This window comes from Pseudomonas sp. S10E 269, from assembly GCF_002798465.1.
Classification (GTDB): Bacteria; Pseudomonadota; Gammaproteobacteria; order Pseudomonadales; family Pseudomonadaceae; genus Aquipseudomonas; species Aquipseudomonas pergaminensis.
This window is the reverse complement of record NZ_PHIJ01000001.1, coordinates 1022839-1042414: the sequence shown is the minus strand read 5'-3', so window position 1 is coordinate 1042414 and position 19576 is coordinate 1022839. Positions and strand designations below refer to the sequence as shown.

16 protein-coding genes are annotated in these 19576 nt (G+C 62.6%); 11 read left to right on the top strand and 5 right to left on the bottom strand.

All coding sequences use genetic code 11. The features are described from left to right. Positions 1-197 precede the first annotated feature (197 nt). Positions 198-1187, bottom strand: a complete 990-nt coding sequence (locus CWC48_RS04885) for a GntR family transcriptional regulator (protein WP_100491426.1) — start codon at positions 1185-1187, stop codon at positions 198-200. A 337-nt stretch (positions 1188-1524) separates the two neighbouring features. Here CWC48_RS04885 and CWC48_RS04880 point away from each other — a divergent pair, with 337 nt between their 5' ends. From CWC48_RS04880 to CWC48_RS04840, 9 genes are all read left to right on the top strand, one after another. Continuing rightward, positions 1525-2847 (top strand): amidase, encoded by a 1323-nt coding sequence (locus CWC48_RS04880; protein WP_078047063.1) that lies wholly within the window; start codon positions 1525-1527, stop codon positions 2845-2847. A gap of 11 nt (positions 2848-2858) precedes the next feature. Beyond that, the gene (locus CWC48_RS04875) at positions 2859-3737 is read left to right on the top strand and encodes a polysaccharide deacetylase (RefSeq protein WP_003234086.1); all 879 of its coding nucleotides are present in this window, start codon (positions 2859-2861) and stop codon (positions 3735-3737) included. 33 nt (positions 3738-3770) lie between these two features. Further along, positions 3771-5111, top strand: coding sequence for an MFS transporter (locus CWC48_RS04870; protein ID WP_099494135.1), 1341 nt, complete (start codon positions 3771-3773; stop codon positions 5109-5111). 10 nt (positions 5112-5121) lie between these two features. Next, positions 5122-5883 (top strand): SDR family NAD(P)-dependent oxidoreductase, encoded by a 762-nt coding sequence (locus tag CWC48_RS04865; protein ID WP_078047065.1) that lies wholly within the window; start codon positions 5122-5124, stop codon positions 5881-5883. Positions 5884-6021: 138 nt separating this feature from the next. Beyond that, positions 6022-6771, top strand: a complete 750-nt coding sequence (locus CWC48_RS04860; protein ID WP_078047066.1) for an SDR family NAD(P)-dependent oxidoreductase — start codon at positions 6022-6024, stop codon at positions 6769-6771. A 13-nt stretch (positions 6772-6784) separates the two neighbouring features. After that, a complete protein-coding gene (locus CWC48_RS04855) occupies positions 6785-7084 on the top strand; it encodes a hypothetical protein (protein ID WP_078047067.1) in 300 nt (99 codons plus the stop codon). Then, positions 7081-8055: a GTP-binding protein gene (locus CWC48_RS04850; RefSeq protein ID WP_078047068.1), complete on the top strand. Its 975-nt coding sequence runs from the start codon at positions 7081-7083 to the stop codon at positions 8053-8055. Before CWC48_RS04855 ends, CWC48_RS04850 begins: the two co-directional genes overlap by 4 nt. Then, positions 8052-9227, top strand: coding sequence for a PotD/PotF family extracellular solute-binding protein (locus CWC48_RS04845; protein ID WP_078047069.1), 1176 nt, complete (start codon positions 8052-8054; stop codon positions 9225-9227). Before CWC48_RS04850 ends, CWC48_RS04845 begins: the two co-directional genes overlap by 4 nt. 491 nt (positions 9228-9718) lie before the next feature. Continuing rightward, the gene (locus CWC48_RS04840; protein WP_100491425.1) at positions 9719-12055 is read left to right on the top strand and encodes a bifunctional diguanylate cyclase/phosphodiesterase; all 2337 of its coding nucleotides are present in this window, start codon (positions 9719-9721) and stop codon (positions 12053-12055) included. Positions 12056-12207: 152 nt separating this feature from the next. On the opposite strand, the gene CWC48_RS04835 is transcribed toward CWC48_RS04840, so the two are convergent. After that, positions 12208-14619, bottom strand: a complete 2412-nt coding sequence (locus CWC48_RS04835; protein WP_100491424.1) for a glucose/quinate/shikimate family membrane-bound PQQ-dependent dehydrogenase — start codon at positions 14617-14619, stop codon at positions 12208-12210. Between the two features lie 426 nt (positions 14620-15045). Continuing rightward, positions 15046-17064, bottom strand: a complete 2019-nt coding sequence (locus CWC48_RS04830; RefSeq protein WP_100491423.1) for a TonB-dependent receptor — start codon at positions 17062-17064, stop codon at positions 15046-15048. Positions 17065-17213: 149 nt separating this feature from the next. Here CWC48_RS04830 and CWC48_RS04825 point away from each other — a divergent pair, with 149 nt between their 5' ends. Both CWC48_RS04825 and CWC48_RS04820 read left to right on the top strand, forming a co-directional pair. Continuing rightward, complete coding sequence (locus CWC48_RS04825; RefSeq protein ID WP_078047073.1) at positions 17214-17447, top strand: VF530 family DNA-binding protein; 234 nt, start codon at positions 17214-17216, stop codon at positions 17445-17447. Between the two features lie 4 nt (positions 17448-17451). Continuing rightward, positions 17452-18075 (top strand): Pr6Pr family membrane protein, encoded by a 624-nt coding sequence (locus CWC48_RS04820; RefSeq protein ID WP_100491422.1) that lies wholly within the window; start codon positions 17452-17454, stop codon positions 18073-18075. A 40-nt stretch (positions 18076-18115) separates the two neighbouring features. Here the strand turns inward: CWC48_RS04820 and CWC48_RS04815 are convergent, their stop codons facing one another. Beyond that, positions 18116-18865 carry a siderophore-interacting protein gene (locus CWC48_RS04815; RefSeq protein ID WP_099494143.1) on the bottom strand — a complete coding sequence of 250 codons (750 nt, stop codon included), beginning with the start codon at positions 18863-18865 and terminating at the stop codon, positions 18116-18118. Beyond that, entirely contained in the window at positions 18862-19404 is a 543-nt protein-coding gene (locus CWC48_RS04810; protein ID WP_078047076.1) for a PadR family transcriptional regulator, read from the bottom strand. Before CWC48_RS04810 ends, CWC48_RS04815 begins: the two co-directional genes overlap by 4 nt. Positions 19405-19576: the final 172 nt, after the last annotated feature.

Below are 19576 nucleotides of genomic sequence, written 5' to 3'. Positions count from 1 at the left end.
TGCTTAGATGGGGCGGGGCGGCGGTGGTTTCAATGGTCGCGGCGAGATAGCAACATATTGCATGAAATTCTCGACTACGCCGCAGGACCAGTGTGGGAGCGGGCTTGCTCGCGAATGCGGTGGATCAGTGAATATATCTTTGACTGACCCACCGCATTCGCGAGCAAGCCCGCTTCCACATTTGGAATTATGTGCGGTCAGCTGATTTTGTGCAGATAGGCGGGAAGCGGCTGTTCGGGCAGCACTGAGAGCACTTTCAAGCGCTGCAACATCCGCTGCCGAGCCCGCTGCAGGTGCTCACGCAGGTTCAGCGCCGCCGCGTCCACCGCGCCATGCAGCAACAGCTCCAGAATCAGGCGATGCTCAGCCAACATGGCCGGATCAGCACCGATCCCCAGCAAACGGTAGAAAATCCGGCTGATGATCATCGGGCTCTGGCCCTGGCGAATCAACGCCGCAATTTTGCGGTTCTGCAGGCCGGCCAGGCAGCGCTGGTGCAAATCTTCCTCGATCTGTTCGATGGCCTCCAGGCTGCAATGCGCGCTCTCCTGGGCATCCAGCACGCGCTGCAGCATGGCCTCCAGCAATTCGCGGTCGAGGTGGGGGGCACTTTGGCGCAGGGCTTCGGGCTCCAGGCAGGCGCGCAGTTCGTAGTCTTCGGTGACTTCTCGCGCAGTCAACGGCCCCGCCAGCCATTGGGAGTAGGGCTCCTTTTCCACCAGGCCACGGTCGCGCAGGCGCATCAGCGCTTCGCGCACCACGGCGCGGCTGACGCCGTAGTGGTCGGCAGCAGCTTGCTCATCCAGGCGGTAATGGCCGAAAGCAATACAGGTGGACAACGCCGCGCCGATCTCTTCGACGATGCGTTCGCCCAGCGGTCGCGTGTCCACCAGCTCATCTTCACCGTTAAGGCCCAGGTGAGCGTGGCTCAAGGGCAGGCGCAGAGGCTCCATCGCCAGGCCTTCGGGGTTGATCAGATAACCCCGGCCGTTGAAGCGGCAGATCAGGCCCTCTGCGTGCAGCAGGTCCAGGGCCTTGCGCACCGGCACGCGGCTGGTGCCGAACAATTCGGCCAGCGGTGCTTCCAGCAAGACCAGGCCGTGGCGCGCAGTACCGTTGACGATCGCGTCACGCAACACCTGATGAATCATCGCGTAACGGGAGGCCGAGGCGGACACTGCTTTCATCGCTTTCTCTGGAGGCTGTAGGACGGTGGCCGGGGATTCTCTCATAAGTTGCGCCTGTCACTCTGCGCCACGTCGCGGGCACTTTTTTGGGGCCTTGTAGGTAGGAATGTTACTTTTCTGCACCAAAATGTACTTATTAATAAAAGATACATTATTTCATTGAAGGTGCTTTCCCGCCCACCTGCAAGCATTTTTCCTACTCTTTAAAGCTATCTATCCCGATGCTCTAGGCGGGATTCACTCTTTGCGAACCAAGATCCCGGCTAAGACTGGCACGAAAGCTGCCTTCGTAAAATGTACATTTTATTAATATATACGTTTTGTGAGGGTCATTCTGATGTCAGATGCCACTTCAATGGCCGAGGATTTCGCCAGCGGTCGCAGCGACCCGGTGCAAGCCCTCGAACAGGCACTTGAGAAAGCCAGCCAGGTGCCTGCCGTCTTTATCAGCCTGACGGGCGAACGCGCCCGCCGTGAAGCCGAAGCCGCCGCCGCCCGTTGGCGCGCCGGCCAGCCAGTGAGCGTGTTCGATGGCGTGCCGTTGGCCTGGAAGGACCTGTTTGATGTGGCCGGCAGCGTCACCACGGCGGGCGCCGCCTACCGCCGCAACGCGCCCGCGGCCTTGCTCGATGCCCCCACTGTCGGCCTGTTGTGCCGCGCCGGGATGGTCAGTGTCGGCAAGACCAACCTCAGCGAACTGGCCTATTCCGGCTTGGGGCTGAACCCGCATTTCGGCACGCCGCACAATCCCCATGGCACTGACCAACCGCGTATTCCGGGCGGTTCGTCGTCCGGCTCGGCGGTCGCCGTCGCTGCCGGCATCGTGCCTATCGCCATGGGCACCGACACGGCCGGTTCCATCCGTATCCCGTCGGCGTTCAATGGCCTGGTGGGTTACCGCAGCAGCAGCCGCCGCTACAGCCGCGATGGGGTTTTCCCCCTGGCCCACACCCTCGACAGCCTTGGCCCGTTGACCCGTAGCGTGCGCGATGCACTGGCCATCGACGACCTGTTGCATGGCCGCACCCAAACCCACACGGCCCGCAGCCTCAAGGGCCAGCGCTTTGTGTTGGCGCAACAGGACGCTGAACCCGCTGTGCGCAACAACCTGCTGCGCGCGGTGGAGCAACTCAAGGCCCAGGGCGCGCTGGTCGAAGAACGCGAATGCCCGACGTTCCAGGCGACCCTGGACCTGATCAAACACCACGGTTGGCTCGGCGCCTTTGAAGCCTTCGCCCTGCACGAAACGCTACTCGACAGCCCCGACGCCGAGCTGCTCGACCCGCGCGTGCGCCGCCGCCTCGAAACTGCGCGTTCACTGCCAGCCAGCCAGCTCATCCACCTGACCGATGCACGTCGCCGCCTGCAACAGCAACTGGTCGACGACCTCGACGGCGCCATCCTCATCACACCCACCGTCGCCCACGTCGCGCCCCCATTGGCGCCTCTGGCAGGCGACGACGACCTGTTCGTCAACACCAACCTCGCCACCCTGCGCCTGACCATGCCCGGCAGTCTGCTCGACATGCCCGGCGTAAACCTGCCCAGCGGCCGCGATGCCCAGGGCCTGCCCACCGGGTTGCTGCTCAGCGCCCCGACGGGAGAAGACGCACGCCTGCTGCGCGCCGCGTTGTCCGTCGAAACCGTACTTAACGTTTAAGGAGACACACCATGGCTAAAGACATCCTCTGTGCATTTGGCGTCGACGTTGACGCCGTCGCCGGCTGGCTCGGTTCCTACGGCGGCGAAGATTCGCCGGACGACATCTCCCGTGGCCTGTTCGCCGGTGAAATCGGCGCGCCACGCCTGCTCAAGTTGTTCGAACGCTACGGCCTGCGCACCACCTGGTTTATCCCCGGCCATTCCATGGAAACCTTCCCCGAGCAGATGAAGGCCGTGGCCGACGCCGGTCACGAAATTGGTGTGCACGGCTACAGCCACGAAAACCCCATCGCCATGACCGCCGAGCAGGAAGAAATCGTCCTGGATAAATCCATCGAGCTGATCACCCAGGTCACCGGCAAACGCCCGACGGGTTACGTGGCGCCGTGGTGGGAATTCAGCAAGGTCACCAACGAACTGCTGCTGAAAAAAGGCATCAAGTACGACCACAGCCTGATGCACAACGACTTCCACCCTTACTACGTGCGCAAGGGCGATAGCTGGACCAAGATCGACTACAGCCAGCACCCCGACACCTGGATGAAACCGCTGGTGCGTGGCGAAGAAACCGACCTGGTGGAGATCCCGGCCAACTGGTACCTGGACGACCTGCCGCCGATGATGTTCATCAAGAAAGCCCCCAACAGCCATGGCTTCGTCAACCCGCGTCACCTCGAAGAAATGTGGCGCGACCAGTTCGACTGGGTCTACCGCGAACACGAACACGCGGTGTTCACCATGACCATCCACCCCGACGTCTCCGGCCGCCCGCAAGTGCTGCTGATGCTGGAGCGCCTGATCGAACACATCCAGAGCCATGCCGGCGTGCGCTTCGTCACCTTCGACGAAATCGCCGACGACTTCATCCGCCGCCAACCCCGTACCTGACCCTTAAAAAACAGCCCCCCTGAGGCGCGACCCATGTCCATCTACAACAAGCTTGACCTGACTGGTTGGAAACCCCGGCAACTGACGTCCAAGGAGGTGCGTTTCGCCACTTGGATCGCGTTTTTCGCCTGGGTGTTTGCGGTGTATGACTTCATCCTCTTCGGCACCTTGCTGCCGGAGATTGGCCGGCACTTTGGCTGGGGTGAAGTGGAGCAAGCTGAAATCGCGACCTGGGTGGCGGTGGGTACGGCGGTGGTCGCCTTTGCCATTGGCCCCGTCGTCGATAAATTGGGCCGGCGCAAAGGCATTATCTTCACCGTGGCCGGCTCTGCGCTGTGTTCGGCGCTGACGGCGATTGGCGGCGCGTGGGGCAAGTCGCCGCTGATTCTGATCCGTTCGCTGGGCGGCCTGGGTTATGCCGAGGAAACCGTCAACGCCACTTACCTGAGCGAGCTGTACGGCGCCTCGGAAGACCCGCGCCTGACCAAGCGCCGTGGGTTTATCTACAGCCTGGTGCAGGGTGGCTGGCCGGTCGGTGCGTTGATCGCTGCCGGGTTGACCGCGCTGTTGCTGCCGATCATCGGCTGGCAAGGGTGCTTCATCTTTGCCGCCATCCCGGCAGTGGTGATCGCGATCATGGCGCGCAAGCTCAAGGAGAGCCCGCAGTTCCAGATCCACCAGCGCATCAGCGAGCTGCGTAAAAGCGGCGCGGTGAAGGAAGCGCAGAACGTCGCCGTGACCTACGGCGTGGACTACGACGAACACAGCAAGGCCGGCCTGAAAGCGGCATTCCGTGGCCCGGCGCGACGCGCCACCCTGGTGATCGGCGCGGCACTGTTGCTCAACTGGGCCGCGATCCAAGTATTCAGCGTGCTGGGGACTTCGGTGATCGTCAGCGTGCACCACATCTCGTTCGAGAACTCGCTGATCATCCTTGTGCTGTCGAACCTGGTGGGTTACTGCGGTTACCTCAGCCACGGCTGGATGGGCGACAAGATCGGCCGCCGCAACGTGATCGGCCTGGGCTGGATGCTCGGCGGCCTGTCGTTCGCCGGGATGCTGTTTGGCCCCAGCAATATGCCGATGGTGGTCGGGCTGTACAGCCTGGGCCTGTTCTTCCTGATCGGGCCGTACTCGGCGGCGCTGTTCTTTATCAGTGAAAGCTTCCCCACCAGCATCCGCGCCACCGGCGGCGCGATCATCCATGCCATGGGCCCGATTGGTGCGGTGGTCGCAGGCTTTGGTGCGACCCAAGTGTTGTCCGCCGGCAGCGACTGGCAGACCGCCGCGCTGTGGTTCGGCGCGCTGCCGTGCTTCCTGTCCGGCGCGTTGATGTTTGCCGCACGCCATGTGCGTCCGGAAACCGTTCAGTAAGGAGTGATCGATGAGCCGTAAAGTTGCGTTGATTACCGGTGCCGCCAGTGGCATCGGCCAAGCCCTCGCCGTGGCCTATGCCCGTCATGGCGTGGCGGTGGTGGGCGGGTATTTCCCGGCCGATCCCCATGACCCGCAGACCACCGTCAGCCGGGTGGAAGAGGCGGGTGGCGAATGTCTGATGCTGCCGTTGGACGTGGGCAACACCGCCTCGGTGGACGCCCTGGCCGAACAAGCTATTCAGCATTTTGGCCGGCTGGATTACGCAGTGGCCAACGCCGGTTTGCTGCGCCGCGCACCCTTGCTGGAGATGACCGACGCGCTGTGGGACGAGATGCTCAATGTCGACCTCACGGGGGTGATGCGCACCTTCCGCGCAGCGACCCGACACATGAGCGAAGGCGGTGCGCTGGTGGCGATTTCATCGATTGCCGGTGGTGTGTATGGCTGGCAGGAACACAGCCATTACGCAGCCGCCAAGGCGGGTGTGCCGGGGTTGTGCCGGTCGCTGGCGGTGGAGTTGGCGCCACTGGGGATTCGTTGCAATGCGGTGATCCCGGGTCTGATCGAGACGCCACAGTCGCTGGATGCAAAGAACTCCCTGGGCCCGGAAGGCTTGGCGAAAGCGGCGCGCGCTATCCCCTTGGGCCGGGTAGGGCGGGCGGATGAAGTCGCGTCGCTGGTGCAGTTCTTGACCAGTGAGGCATCGAGCTATTTGACCGGACAAAGCATCGTCATCGACGGCGGCCTGACCGTACGCTGGCCCGACTGACTGCACCCCATTTAAAAAGGTGGGAGCTGGCTTGCCTGCGATAACGGTGTATCAGTGAACACATGTGTGGCTGACCCGCCGCCATCGCAGGCAAGCCAGCTCCCACATTAGAACCGTGTTTGTCTCGGGAGAATTTACATGCCTCAACTGACTCACCGCCGCGCCGTCATCACCGGCGCCGGCAGCGGCATCGGCGCCGCCATCGCCCGTGCCTACGCCGCCGAAGGCGCGCAGCTGGTATTGGCCGACCGCAACGCCGCCAGCCTCGCCGAAACCGCGATCACCTGCCGCAACCTTGGCGCCGAGGTGTTCGAATGCCTGGCCGACGTCGGCACCGTCGAAGGCGCCCAGGCCAGCGTCGACCGTTGCGTCGAACAGTTCGGCGGTATCGATATCCTGGTCAACAACGCCGGCATGCTCACCCAGGCGCGCTGTGTCGACCTGACCATCGAGATGTGGAACGACATGCTGCGCGTCGACCTCACCAGTGTGTTCGTCGCCAGCCAACGCGCCTTGCCGCACATGCTTGCGCAGCGTTGGGGCCGGATCATCAACGTCGCCTCGCAACTGGGCATCAAGGGTGGCGCCGAACTGACTCACTATGCGGCTGCCAAGGCTGGGGTGATCGGCTTTACCAAGTCCCTGGCGCTGGAAGTGGCCAAGGACAACGTGCTGGTCAACGCCATCGCACCGGGCCCGATTGAAACGCCATTGGTGGGCGGTATCAGCGAAGAATGGAAACGCGCCAAGGCCAAGGAGTTGCCCCTGGGCCGCTTCGGCCTGGCCGATGAAGTGGCGCCGGTTGCGGTGCTGCTGGCCAGCGAGCCCGGCGGCAATCTGTTCGTTGGCCAGACACTGGGCCCGAACTCCGGCGATGTCATGCCATGAGTGAGGTGTAGCCATGTGCGGACTCTGCGGACTGCTCGGCGAAGACCTGCACTGGAGCGATCCCCTGGGCGATGAATTACCCCGGCGCCGCGAACGCCTGCGCCGGATCGCGGCGATCAATCAGGTGCTGGCGGTGTTCCGGCTCAAGGTCGAAGACTTCCAGGGCGCGTCGTATCTGCTGCTCGGCGCCACTGGCAAGCAGGCATTGGCCAGCGGTCTGGATCAACTCTGGCAGGCGGCCGAAACCATGCTCGGCCGCCCGTTGGATCCCCTTGATCCGCGCTTGTTGGACCACTTGGAGTCAGCCTCATGAGTATTGCCCTCAACGTCATCACCGGCTTTCTCGGCAGCGGTAAAACCACCTTGCTCAAGCGCCTGCTGCAGGGTGAAAGCCTGGGCGACACCGCGTTGCTGATCAACGAATTCGGTGATGTCGGTATCGACCATCTGCTGGTGGAAGAAGTGGCGCCGGATACGGTGCTGCTGCCCAGCGGCTGCGTGTGTTGCTCGATCCGTGGCGAGTTGAAAGAGGCTTTGCTGACCTTGTTGCAACGCCGTGAGCGCGGTGAGATCCCGGCGTTCAAGCGGGTCATCCTGGAGACCACCGGCCTGGCCGACCCGGCGCCGATCCTGGCCACCCTGAACAACGACGTGCAGTTACGCGGGCGTTTTCATATTGGCTTGGTGATCACCCTGGTGGACGCCAGCCATGCCGTCCTGCAAGAACGCCTGCACCCGGAATGGCTGGCCCAGGTGGCGGCGGCGGATCGCTTGCTGCTGAGCAAGACTGATCTGGCGGGTGACTGCGCTGCACTGCGCGCACATCTGCAAGCGCTCAATGCCGGCACGCCGATCCTCGATACCCATGACATCCACAGCGGCGACCAACTGCTGCTGGGCGAAGGCCTGCGCAGTGCCGAACCCGCCATGGAAGTCAGCCGCTGGCAGCTGCATCAAACCACCACGGCCACCCACGGCGCCGCGCAAGTGTGCAGCCTGACCTTCGACCAGCCCCTGGATTGGGTGGGTTTCGGGGTATGGTTGTCGATGCTGTTAAGATGCCACGGCGAACGAATTCTCCGCGTCAAAGGGCTGCTCAACGTGAACGCCAGTAACGCCCCCATCGTCATTCATGGCGTGCAGCATTGCCTGCATGCGCCGGTCCATTTGCCCGCGTGGCCGGGCACTGACCGCCAATCACGCCTGGTGTTTATCCTGCGTGGCCTCGAGCCTGCGCTGCTCAAGCGTTCGTTTGAAGCGTTCTCGCGGCGGTTCGCGGCATGATCACACTCCGCGTTCTCGGTACGTCGGTCACCCTGCTTGAATGCCTGCGCGTGCGCGCTGAAGAGGAGCTGGGCATTCGCTTGGTCTACCAGGTGCACGACGTCGAACAGGCCCAGCGTATCGCGGTGATGCAGCCCGAGAGCTATGACCTGTACGACCAGTGGTTTCACAACGTTGACTTCGTGTGGCCGGCTCGGGCGATCCAGCCCATCGACACGCGGCGCATCGCGCTGTGGCACGAAATCAATGACCTGCCCAAGCGCGGGCGCCTGTCGGCCGACGACCGTTTGGGCAGTGGCAGCGTGCCCAGCGAGCGGCTATTCGTGCAGCACGATGGCAGCCTCGGCAGCACGGTCACCGAGCGCATCAGCATGCTGCCCCTGACCCACAACGCCGACAGCTTCGCCTATCGCCCCGAGCGCCTGCCCGAAGGTTTTTGCCACGGCAACGAAAGCTGGGGCTGGCTGCTCGACCCCGCGTGGCGTGCGCGCACCGCCTTGCAGAGCGACGCCGCCATCGGCGCCCTGGATGCCGCGCTGGCGGTGCAGGGCGCGGGGCTGGCCAGCTTCAGGGACATCGGCAACATGAGCATCGAAGAGATCGATGTACTCGCTGACATCCTGGTGCGTAAACAGAAAGAAGGACACTTCGCAGCGTTCTGGTCCGACGATGAAGAGGCGGCGCAGTTGATGCTGAGCCCGAGTATCGATATCCAGAGCCTGTGGTCACCGACCTTGATGCGCCTGCATCGCGCCGGGGTGAAATACCGCCTGGCGGTGCCGCGCGAGGGGTATCGGGCGTGGTTTGGTGGGTTGTCGTTGTCGCGGCATGCCAAGGGGCCGGTGCTGGATGCGGCCTATGCGTATCTGAATTGGTGGCTGTCCGGTTGGCCGGGGGCGGTGATGGCGCGGCAGGGGTATTACATTGGTAACCCGGCGCGTAGCCGTGACCACTTGAGCAGTGCGGAGTGGGATTACTGGTACGCGGGCAAGCCGGCGCGGGAGGAGTTGTTGGGCAGTGATGGGTTGCCGTTGATTGATGTGGGGGAAGTACGGGATGGGGGGTCTTATGAGCAGCGTATGGGGCATATTGCGGTGTGGAATTCGGTGATGGATGAGCATAATTATTTGGTGCGGCGGTGGGGGGATTTTATGCGGGCTCGTTGTGTTTGATTGAGTGCATATCCGTTGCTGCGTTCGGCCAGCGTGTTTAACGGGGCGCCTAGGATCAAAAGCAAACGCGGCGGCTTTGTAGCCGACCGATATTGAAAGCCGATCTCGGTCAACGTGTAGGAGCCGGCTTGCCGGCGATGGCATCACCTGGGTGGGCCTGATGTACCGAATCGCCTGCATCGCTGGCAAGCCAGCTCCTACACCTACCTGCTTTTGATCCAATCAGGGCGGAGCCCCTGTCAGCCATCACCCAGATACTGGATATGTAACCAACGCCCGATCCATCAAGCCAACCCTCTGTCGCCAAAAAACCACCACCAAATTCCCCGGTTTTATTGGGTGCACTTAACCCTACTCCCAGCTAATCTCCTCAGACCCAATACTCCATTAAAATTGATGTTTTTTTGACGCCAGGTCAGCTGTCGCAAGGAATGCACATGACAAAAGGACGCAGTGGCAGAGAGAGGCGCACGCCGCCAGAGGGCACTGCAATGAGGTGGCGCCACACGTTTCAAACCCGTATCGCGGGGGTGCTCGCGCTGTTGCTGCTGGTCGTCGTCGCCGCCACCTATTTCGCCGTCAAGACCGCCACCTCCCGCGCCGTTGAAAACCAGGCGCAATTCCAACTCAAAACCGGCAGCCAAGTGTTCGAACGTCTGCTCGACCTGCGCGGACGTCGCCTGCAATACGGCCTGGACTGGCTGACCGCCGATCTCCCCTTCAAACAGGCCGTGGTCGAAGGCAAGACCGCGCCGATCCTCGCCGCCCTGCGTCGCCACGGCACGGGTATCCGCTCCAGCGAAGTGTTCGTACTGGGCCTGGATGGCAAGGTCATGGTCAGCACCTTGCCCATCCTCATGCGCGGTCAGTTCTTCCCCTACGACGATGCCCTGCGCCACGCGCGGCGCACGGGGTTGCAAATGCTGATCGTGGCCATGGACGGGCGCCCCTATCTGCTGGTGCAGGATGAAGTGCTCAACCCGCTGCCCATCGCCCGTGTCGTCATGGGCTTTCCCATGGACAAACTGTTCGCCAATGAACTGCGCTCCATGAGCAACCTGGAGGTGTCGTTCCTCAGCGTGCTAAACGGCAAGCCCGGCCCGCTGTTCAGTACGCAGCCGGATGCCTACCAGGCCGCCACGCTCAGCCTGTTGCGCGAAGGGCACGTCGACCCCGAACCAAAGATCCACCTGTTCTATGGCGAACGTGTGCTCAGCCAGGTTTTGCCGCTGGCCAATACCGGCGATGGCGATGAAGTGCGGGTGTTACTGCAAAGTCCGCTTGACCACGCCCTGGAATCCTTCGCGCCGCTGGACCGGCAGTTCCTCGGGATCGCCCTGGCGGTGCTGCTGGTGTCGCTGGCCGGTGCGTTGTTCCTGGCGCGGCGGGTGTCGCGCCCGCTCAATGCCTTGGTGCAGGCGGCTGAGCGTATTGGTGCCGGCGACTACCGCACGCCGGTGCGGGTGCGCAGCCATGATGAATTCGGGCTGCTGGCCCGCGCGTTCAACGCCATGCAAAGCGGCATCGCCGTGCGCGAGCGGCAATTGGCCCACAACGCGCTGCACGACCCGCTCACCGGCCTGCCCAATCGTGCCCTGGCCATGGAACGCCTGGGCAGTGCGATCAGTGCGCGGCGGCCGGTGGTGTTGCTGTACCTGGGGATCGAGAATTACCGGGTGATCAACGAAGGTTTTGGTCCCCAGGGCGTGGAAGAAATGTTGCGCGAAGCCAGTCGCTGCTTGTCGATGAGCCTGTTGGCCAGCGACACGGCGGCGCGCATTACCGGCAGCGAGTTCCTGTTGTTGCTGGAGAACACCGAGATCGACCGCGCCGTGGCCCGCGCCGACCGCCTCTACGCACTGCTCACCGAGCCCCAGCGCATCGGCAATGATGAGCTGCGCCACGAAGTCAGCATCGGCATCGCCGCTTACCCCGCCGACGGTCAACAGGTGGAAGAGTTGATCAGCCGCGCTGCCATCGCCCGGCATGACGCCGCGAGCCTGCCGGGGCATTTGCAGATCTACCAGCAGGACCGCGACCTCGCCCATCAACGCCAGATCACGCTTATCCGTGACTTGCGGCGTGCCGCCATCGAGGGCGAGTTGTTCCTGTGCTACCAGCCCAAACTCGACCTCAAGCACGGCCATGTCCGCCAGGCCGAAGCCCTGTTGCGCTGGCAGCACCCGACCCTGGGCCAGGTGTCGCCCGCCGAATTCATCCCGCTGGCCGAACGCACTGGCAGCATGAGCAGCCTGACCCTGTGGGTCATCGAGGAAGCCATCCGCCAAATCGCCGAGTGGGCGCAGCGCGGCATGCTGATCCAGCTGTCGGTGAATATCTCGGTGGACGACCTGGCCGATGATGACCTGGCGATCCGTGTCACTGCGCTGTTGATGCAGTATCAGGTGGAGGCCGAGCAACTGATCTTCGAGATCACCGAAAGCGCGATCATGCACAACCCGCAACAGGCGCTCAGCGTGCTGGAGCAACTGCGCGACTGTGGCATCAGCCTGTCGGTGGATGACTTCGGCACCGGCTATTCGTCCCTGGCGCAATTGCAGCGGCTGCCGGTGCAGGAGTTGAAGATCGATCAGTCCTTCGTGCGTAACCTCAACAGCACCAGCAGTGACGGGGTGATCGTGCGTTCCACCATTGAGATGAGCCACAACCTGGGGCTCAAAGTGGTGGCCGAAGGCGTCGAATTTGCCCCCAGCCTCAAGCTGCTCAAGCAGTGGAATTGCGACACCGCCCAGGGCTACCTCATCAGCCGGCCGTTAAATGCGATGGCGTTCGAAATGTGGATGCGCCGCGAACGCTCCCCCGTCTGACCCCCCACTTGTAGGAGTCGGCTTGCTGGCGATAGCGGCCTTGAATGTTGCGGTGAGTGTTTGGACGCCATCGCCGGCAAACCGGCTCCTACGGGTATGAAAAAGGCGGCTACCTGTGAGGGTAGCCGCCTTTGTTTGGCTGCCAGTCGATCTTAATCCGGCAGTTTGAACGCCATCACGTAGTCACCCTGTTTGGTACCCAGGGAACCGTGACCGCCGGCCATGACCAGCACGTACTGCTTGCCGTCCTTGCCGGTGTAGGTCATCGGGGTGGTTTGCGCGCCTGCAGGCAGGCGGCCTTCCCACAGTTGCTTGCCGTTTTTCACGTCGTAGGCACGCAGGTACTGGTCGAGAGTACCGCTGAGGAACGACACGCCACCGGCGGTGGTGAAGGTGCCGCCCAGGCTAGGCACGCCCATGGTCAGTGGGATTGGAACCGGCGAGCTGTCACGCACGGTGCCGTTCTTGTGCATCCAGAGGGTCTTGTGGGTGGTCAGGTCGACCGCCGCCACGTAACCCCACGCCGGTGCCTGGCACGGCAGGCCCATTGGCGACAGCATGGCTTCGAGGATCACGCCGTACGGCGCGCCTTTGTTCGGCTGCACGCCTTCGGTTTCGCTGACGCGTGGACCTTGCTTGGCGATGTCGGCGGCCGGGATCAGTTTCGATTTGAACGCCATGTAGCTTGGGTTCACGAAGGCAATCTGGCGAACCGGGTCGACGGAAATGCCGCCCCAGTCGAACACGCCGAAGTTGCCTGGGTAAACGATCGAGCCTTGCAGCGAAGGCGGGGTGAAAGCACCGTCGTAGCGCATGGATTTGAAATCAATCCGGCACAGCATCTGGTCGAACGGCGTCACGCCCCACATGTCGCGCTCTTTGAGCGGCGGCGGCATGAAGTTCAGGTCGGACTTCGGTTGGGTTGGCGACGTGTGGTCGCCAGCGACTGCACCTTGCGGCACCGCCACTTCGTGTATCGGCACCACGGGTTGGCCGGTGGCACGGTCCAGCACGTAGATGCTGCCTTGCTTGGTCGACGCCATGACTGCTTGCTTCACGCCATCAGCGGTCTTGATGTCGATCAGCGAAGGCTGGCCGCCCACGTCCATGTCCCAGAGGTCATGGTGGGTGAACTGGAAGGTCCACTTCACATGGCCGCTGTCGATGTCCAGGGCGGTCAGGCCGGCGCTGTATTTTTCCGAGTCTTCGGTACGGTCGCCGCCGTATTGGTCGGGCATCTGGTTGCCCATCGGCAGGTACAGCATGCCGAGTTTTTCATCGACGGCGAACATGGACCACATGTTCGGCGAGTTGCGGGTGTAGGTCTTGCCCTCGGCCAACGGGGTGGTGTCGTCCGGGTTGCCGCTGTCCCAGTTCCACACCAGCTTGCCGGTGTGCACGTCGAATGCGCGGATCACGCCGCTTGGCTCGTCGGTGGACACGTTGTCGGTGACGTGGCCGCCGATCACCACCAGGTTTTTAGTCACGGCCGGTGGCGACGTGGAGTAGTAACCGCCTGGGGCGAAGCTGCCGATATTGGCACGCAGGTCGACCTGGCCTTTGTCACCGAAGTCTTCACACATCTTGCCGGTGTCGGCGTTGAGGGCGATCAGACGGGTGTCGGCAGTCGGTACGAAAATACGTTTCGGGCAGGCATTCGGTGCAGCGGCGGGGCTGGCGCTGCCGGTCGGGCTCTGCTCGGAAGCGTAGGCAGCGTCATCGTGATACGACACGCCACGGCAGGTCATGTGTGCCCAACCCTTGAAGTTCTCGGCACCCTGGCTGCTGATCTTCGGATCGAAGCGCCAGATTTCCTTGCCGGTGTCCGGGTCCAGTGCAATCACTTGGCTGTGCGGCGTGCACACGTAGAGCATGCCGTTGACTTTCAGCGGGGTGTTTTCCGCGGTGGTCTCACCTGGGTCGTTCGGGCCAGGGATGTCACCGGTACGGAAGGTCCACGCCGGGACCAGCTTGTGGGCATTTTCCGGGGTGATCTGTGCCAGCGGCGAGTAGCGATCGCCAAAGGCCGAACGGCCGTAGGAGTTCCAGTCGCCATCGGCCTGGGACGGTGCAGCGCTGGCCATGCCGGGTACCGCGTCGCGGTCCAGTTGGCCTTTGATCTCACCCGGGTTGGTGAATTGGCTGGCAACGGCGGCAGCACCGGCGAGCACCACGGCCACGCTCAGCGCGCCAGTGCCCAGCGGGGCCGGCTGGCCACGCAGCAACGGACGGCGGAACCACGGGAGCAACATGACGATGCCCAGGGCGAACAGCAGCGCCAGGCGCGGCACCAACTGCCACCAGTCCAGGCCGACTTCCCACAAAGCCCACACCGTACTGGCGAACAGTACCAGTGCGTACAGGCCGAGTGCGGCGCGGCGGGTGGCCAGCAAGAGGATGCCGGTCAGGGTGATGCCGATACCGGCCAGCAGGTAGTACAGCGACCCGCCGAGCATCGTCAGCTTGATACCCCCGGCCAGCAAGGCCAGGCCCATGATCAGCAGCAAGACTCCGAGCAGCCTGGGCAGCAGGCGGCTTGGCGTTAAGGCACCGTCAGTGCTCATAGTTGTGTTTCTCCGTTACGTTGGAATTATGTAACCCCGTGCTTCACTGTAGATGACGATTCGGCGCGGGCTTGGTTCAGCGTTAATTCGGTTTTTCTGGGGATAGCAGGGTTATCCACAGGCGGGCGAGTTATCCCCACGCGCAGGTCGGTGTCAGACAGCGCTGTCTTTGAAAAGGGGAGAATTCGGCAAGATGGGGTCGACCGCGGACGTGAAACGTTTCAGTTTGTTGCGGCAAGGATAAGGTGCTGACGCGCCAAGAGAAAGCGCAAATCGCAAGATGCATCATTTCCGATTTGGTAACAGTGACAGAACGTCGCTGCAAAGGGCACTGCAAAACCCGTAGGAGCCGGCTCGTCGGCGATGGCGATTTCAAGGACGCCATCGCCGGCAAGCCGGCTCCTACAGGTTAGCGTTGCGGGGTTTTTAAAAGGTGGTTCGAACGCCGAACTGCACACTTCTACCCGGTGCCGGCGCAATGTCACGCAGGATCGAGCTGGCATAGCGCACCGTCTGGTTGGTGAGGTTTTCGCCGTTCACAAACGCCAGCCATTGGCTGCCACCGACATTGACCCGATACCCCGCGCTTGCCCCCAGGGTGGTGTAGCCGTCGGTGCCGCTTTCGTTATCCGGCACACGTCCTTGCCCTGCGGCATGTTCCACATCGATGCGCGCCTGCCAGCGATCCAGCTCCCACAGCAAGCCGCTGTTCAAACGCAGCGGTGCAATGCGCGGCAGGGCTTCGCCGGTGTCGAGGTTGGTGGCGCGGGTGTAGTCACCCGACAGCTCCAGGGCGAACTTGCCGTAGGCGCCTTCACCCAGCTTCCAGTGATCCTGGGCTTCGAAGCCGGCGAAACGGGCACGCACGCCGGAGTATTCGTACTCAGGGATGCCGGCGGCGTCCTCTTCACCTTCGTCGTTCAAGGTACGACCGGTGCCCAGCAAGCCGATGTAATTGGAGAAGCGGCTGTAGAACACACCGAAGCTGCCCTTGTGGGTGCCATTGTCAAAGCGCAGGGCCAGGTCGCTGGACACGGCTTTTTCTTTCTTCAAGTTGGCGTTGCCCAGTTCATAGGTGCCGGTGGCAACGTGGGCACCGTTGGCATACAGCTCGTAGAAGGTCGGCGCGCGCTCGGTGTAGCCCAGGGTCGCGGCCAGGGACCAGATGGGCGTGAGGGTGTAGACCGCCCCCGACGACAGGCTGCCGGCGGTGAAATCGTTGGATTTGTCCGCACCGGCAAAACGCGCGTTGCCCTTGGCGTTCGGGTCCACGCTGGTGTGCTCCACCCGCCCGCCGAGGCTGAGTTTCAGGCGCTCGGTAGCCTGCATCTCTTCGAGGATAAACAGCGCGCCGGCGTTAGTGTCGGTCTGTGGCACGAAGGCTTCTTCACCAAGGGCCGAGAACTCGTTGCGGGTCACCTGGGCACCGACCACGCCATCGAATGGGCCGATCGGCTGGTGACGGGCTTCAACGCGGGCTTCGTAGCCTTTGTTCTTGAAGATCGTGCCGGTTTCGCCACCTTCGATCTCGCGGTGCTCGTAGTCGGTGTAGCCGGCATCGAGTTTCACCGAGGTGAACGGGCCTTGCAGGTTGCGGATCTCGGACGCAAACGCGTAGTGATCCTGCTTCATGCGGATGCGCACGTCCTGCTCGGCGGGCGAGCCGTAATTGGCGTCGTAATTGCTGTAGGACAGCCCAGCGTAACCGTCGTCCCAGGTGTAGGAACCACCCACGGCGCCGCCGTCCTGGCGCCCGTCGCTATTGCCCAGGCGGCCGTTTTTGCCGGGTGCGTCTTCGGTTTCCGGGGCGTGGCGGCTGCGGGCCTGGCTGGGGATTTTCAGGTCGTTGAATTCCCGCGCGTTGGCGTCCAGGTGCAAGGCAAAGGTGCCGTTGCCGGCTTCCAGCTTGCCGGCGCTGCTGCGTGTGGTGTCAGCGCCGCCGTAGCGCAGTTCACCGGCACCGTGGATGCCTTCGATGGCTTCGGTGGGGATGCGGTTGTCAAAGGTGTTGACCACGCCGCCAATGGCGCTGCCGCCATACAGCAGGGCGGCGGGGCCGCGCACGATTTCGATGCGGTCAACGTTGACCGGGTCCAGTGGCACCGCATGGTCGTAGGACAGCGACGACGCATCCAGCGCACCCACGCCATTGCGCAGAATGCGAATGCGGTCGCCATCCTGGCCCCGGATGATCGGCCGGCTGGCGCCAGGGCCGAAATACGATGACGACACGCCAGGTTGCTTGTTGAGGGTTTCGCCGAGGCTGCCTTTTTGTTGCAGGGTCAGGTCATCGCCTTCGAGCACGGTGGTGGGCGAGGCGAGTTGTTCGCTGCCCAGCGGGTTGCCGGTGATGACTTGGGGTTGTAGTTCAAGGGCGTGGGCTTCGGAGCAGATCAGCAGGGCGGCAGCGAGCGGGGACAGGCGCCACAGAGAAGAGAGGGACATCGGACATTCCTTGGCAGATCGGGCAAAGAGATTGGTTAACTATAGTTACAATATAACATCTCTTTTTCGCTGGGAACGGGAACTTTTTATAACTCGGCAGGCGGGTGATAAGGTGTGCACCTTCGTGACCCTTTTTTGATAGGCCCGGCATGACCGCGACAAGCAACGACCCCCTCCACGGCGTGACCCTGCAACACGTTCTCACCACGTTGGTGGCGCACTATGAATGGGAAGGCCTGGCCGAGCGCATTGATATCCGCTGCTTCAAGAGCGACCCGAGCATCAAGTCGAGCCTGACCTTTTTGCGCAAAACCCCGTGGGCGCGGGAGAAAGTCGAAGGCTTGTACGTGAAGCTGATGCGCACCAAACGCCCGCTGGATTGACCCCATGAAGCGGTTTGTTACGGCGGCAGCGTTGGCCGGTTGGGTGGGCTTGGCGATCCAGCAATACCTGATTTTCTATTCGCGCTGGTCGACCGGCGCCAGCCTGCTCGGCGGGCTGATTAATTTTTTCAGTTTCTTCACCGTGCTCACCAACACCTTGGCGGTGGTGGTGCTGAGTTATGCGCTGGTCGAGCGCGAATCAGCGGCAAAGCGGTTTTTCCTGGCGCCCTCGATCAGCAGTGGGATTGCCACGAGCATCGTCGTGGTGAGCCTGGCCTACAACCTGCTGCTACGGCATTTATGGACGCCCACGGGTTTTCAGTTCATCGCGGATGAGTTGCTGCACGATGTGATGCCGGTGCTGTTCTTGATCTACTGGTGGCGGTGTGTGCCCAAGGGCAGTTTGCGGCTCAAGCACATTGGCGCGTGGATGATCTACCCACTGGTGTACTTCGCCTATGCCCTGCTGCGCGGGGACTTGCTCGGGCAGTATCAGTACCCGTTCATAGACGTGAGCACCCTGGGTTATCCACAAGTATTCGTGAATGCCGGGGGGATTCTGGCGGGGTTTGTCGTGATCGCGCTGGCGGTGGTGGGGATGGACCGTTACCTCGAGCGGGCACGGTAAAACCGAAGGAGCCGGCAAACCGGCTCCTGCCAGGTCTGGGTTAGGCTTGCCAGTAACCGACGGCCTTGAGGAATTCCTCGTTGACCTTGTGCGTGTCCAGCAACACACGCCGCACCTGGCGCGACCGCTTGCTTTCCGTCGCCACAAAGCTGTACAGCGAGCCGCTCGGCAGGGTCAGGTTTTGCACGGTTTCGAGCAAGTCATCCTTGCCGCGCACCACCCATTTCACTTGCACATCGGCGGCACTGTTGAGGGCCTGCTGTTCTGCTGCGTCGGCGATTTCTATCACCGCCAGCACGGTGCGCCCGGCGGGTAATTCTTCCAGGCGGCGGGCGATGGCCGGGATCGCCGTTTCATCACCGATCAACAAGTAGCTGTCGAAGATATCCGGCACGATCATCGAGCCCCGTGGCCCGCCGATGTACAGGTGCTGGCCGACCTGCACTTGCTCGGCCCAGGTCGACGCAGGGCCATCGCCGTGCAACACGAAGTCAATATCCAGCTCGCCGATGCTCAGGTCGAAACGTCGAGGCGTGTAGTCGCGCATGGCCGGCTGTGGGCCGTCGCCCTTGATGGTGAAGGTCGGGCTTTCCAGCGCGGCCTGTTCGGCCGCGTTCTGCGGGAACAGCAGCTTGATATGGTCATCGCTGCCCAGGCTGACAAACCCTGCCAGTTCCGGCCCGCCGAGGGTGATGCGGCGCATGCGCGGGGTGATGTCCACCACCCGCAGTACTTGCAGGCGGCGACGTTTGATTTCGTGGGTAACGCGATGGATGGCTTGAGTATTCATTGGGCTTTCCCGTCGGCAATGGCTTGGGCGGTGCTGTTGAGCAGCGCCGCGACACGAACGATTTCTTCCGGGCTCCAGCGCCCGTGGTGCGAATGCAGGGCGTGGCGCAGGTTGTGCACCGCCTCGTGGATTTCCGGTGGGCGGTCCTGGCCGCGCAATGAGCGCTTGCTCACGTCGATGCGCACGCGGATGCCTTCGAGGGCAACCGCCTGTTCGCTTAAGAAGAGACGACCGGCGTCGGTGATTGTGTAGCGTTTTTTTCCGCCTTCGGCGTCGCCGCTGATCAACTCACTTTCTTCGAGGAAGGTCAGGGTCGGGTAAATCACGCCGGGGCTGGGGGTGTAGGCGCCGTCGAACAGGCTTTCGATCTGGCGGATCAAGTCATAGCCGTGGCAGGGCTGCTCGGCGATCAGCGCCGGCAGCAACAGTTTCAGGTCGCCTGGGGCAAATACCCGTGGGCCACGGCTGCCGCGCTCGCGGCCAGGCCGCTTGTCGAAGCCGTCGTGGCTGTGGGGAGGGTGGGGGTGGTGCTCTCTCATTGCTTCGCTCTCCGTCATGGTTAGATACAACGTAAGATATATCTTATGGCGTGAGCAAGCTTTTCTGACCAACGGCACGCTATGTGCGGTCGCTATGGGCGTGCTCTGCAACGGAGGGTCTATACCTATTAGAGCAACTACTCAAGTTGATCTTTGGCGGTGTCCTACACAA

Coding starts and splice junctions, on each gene's coding strand:
- CWC48_RS04875 (WP_003234086.1), top strand. CDS start 2,859: ATGGCTAAAGACATCCTCTGTGCATTTGGCGTCGACGTTGACGCCGTC.
- CWC48_RS04865 (WP_078047065.1), top strand. CDS start 5,122: ATGAGCCGTAAAGTTGCGTTGATTACCGGTGCCGCCAGTGGCATCGGC.
- CWC48_RS04855 (WP_078047067.1), top strand. CDS start 6,785: ATGTGCGGACTCTGCGGACTGCTCGGCGAAGACCTGCACTGGAGCGAT.
- CWC48_RS04810 (WP_078047076.1), bottom strand. CDS start 19,404: ATGAGAGAGCACCACCCCCACCCTCCCCACAGCCACGACGGCTTCGAC.
- CWC48_RS04870 (WP_099494135.1), top strand. CDS start 3,771: ATGTCCATCTACAACAAGCTTGACCTGACTGGTTGGAAACCCCGGCAA.
- CWC48_RS04885 (WP_100491426.1), bottom strand. CDS start 1,187: ATGAAAGCAGTGTCCGCCTCGGCCTCCCGTTACGCGATGATTCATCAG.
- CWC48_RS04845 (WP_078047069.1), top strand. CDS start 8,052: ATGATCACACTCCGCGTTCTCGGTACGTCGGTCACCCTGCTTGAATGC.
- CWC48_RS04840 (WP_100491425.1), top strand. CDS start 9,719: ATGAGGTGGCGCCACACGTTTCAAACCCGTATCGCGGGGGTGCTCGCG.
- CWC48_RS04880 (WP_078047063.1), top strand. CDS start 1,525: ATGTCAGATGCCACTTCAATGGCCGAGGATTTCGCCAGCGGTCGCAGC.
- CWC48_RS04830 (WP_100491423.1), bottom strand. CDS start 17,064: ATGTCCCTCTCTTCTCTGTGGCGCCTGTCCCCGCTCGCTGCCGCCCTG.
- CWC48_RS04815 (WP_099494143.1), bottom strand. CDS start 18,865: ATGAATACTCAAGCCATCCATCGCGTTACCCACGAAATCAAACGTCGC.
- CWC48_RS04820 (WP_100491422.1), top strand. CDS start 17,452: ATGAAGCGGTTTGTTACGGCGGCAGCGTTGGCCGGTTGGGTGGGCTTG.
- CWC48_RS04835 (WP_100491424.1), bottom strand. CDS start 14,619: ATGAGCACTGACGGTGCCTTAACGCCAAGCCGCCTGCTGCCCAGGCTG.
- CWC48_RS04850 (WP_078047068.1), top strand. CDS start 7,081: ATGAGTATTGCCCTCAACGTCATCACCGGCTTTCTCGGCAGCGGTAAA.
- CWC48_RS04825 (WP_078047073.1), top strand. CDS start 17,214: ATGACCGCGACAAGCAACGACCCCCTCCACGGCGTGACCCTGCAACAC.
- CWC48_RS04860 (WP_078047066.1), top strand. CDS start 6,022: ATGCCTCAACTGACTCACCGCCGCGCCGTCATCACCGGCGCCGGCAGC.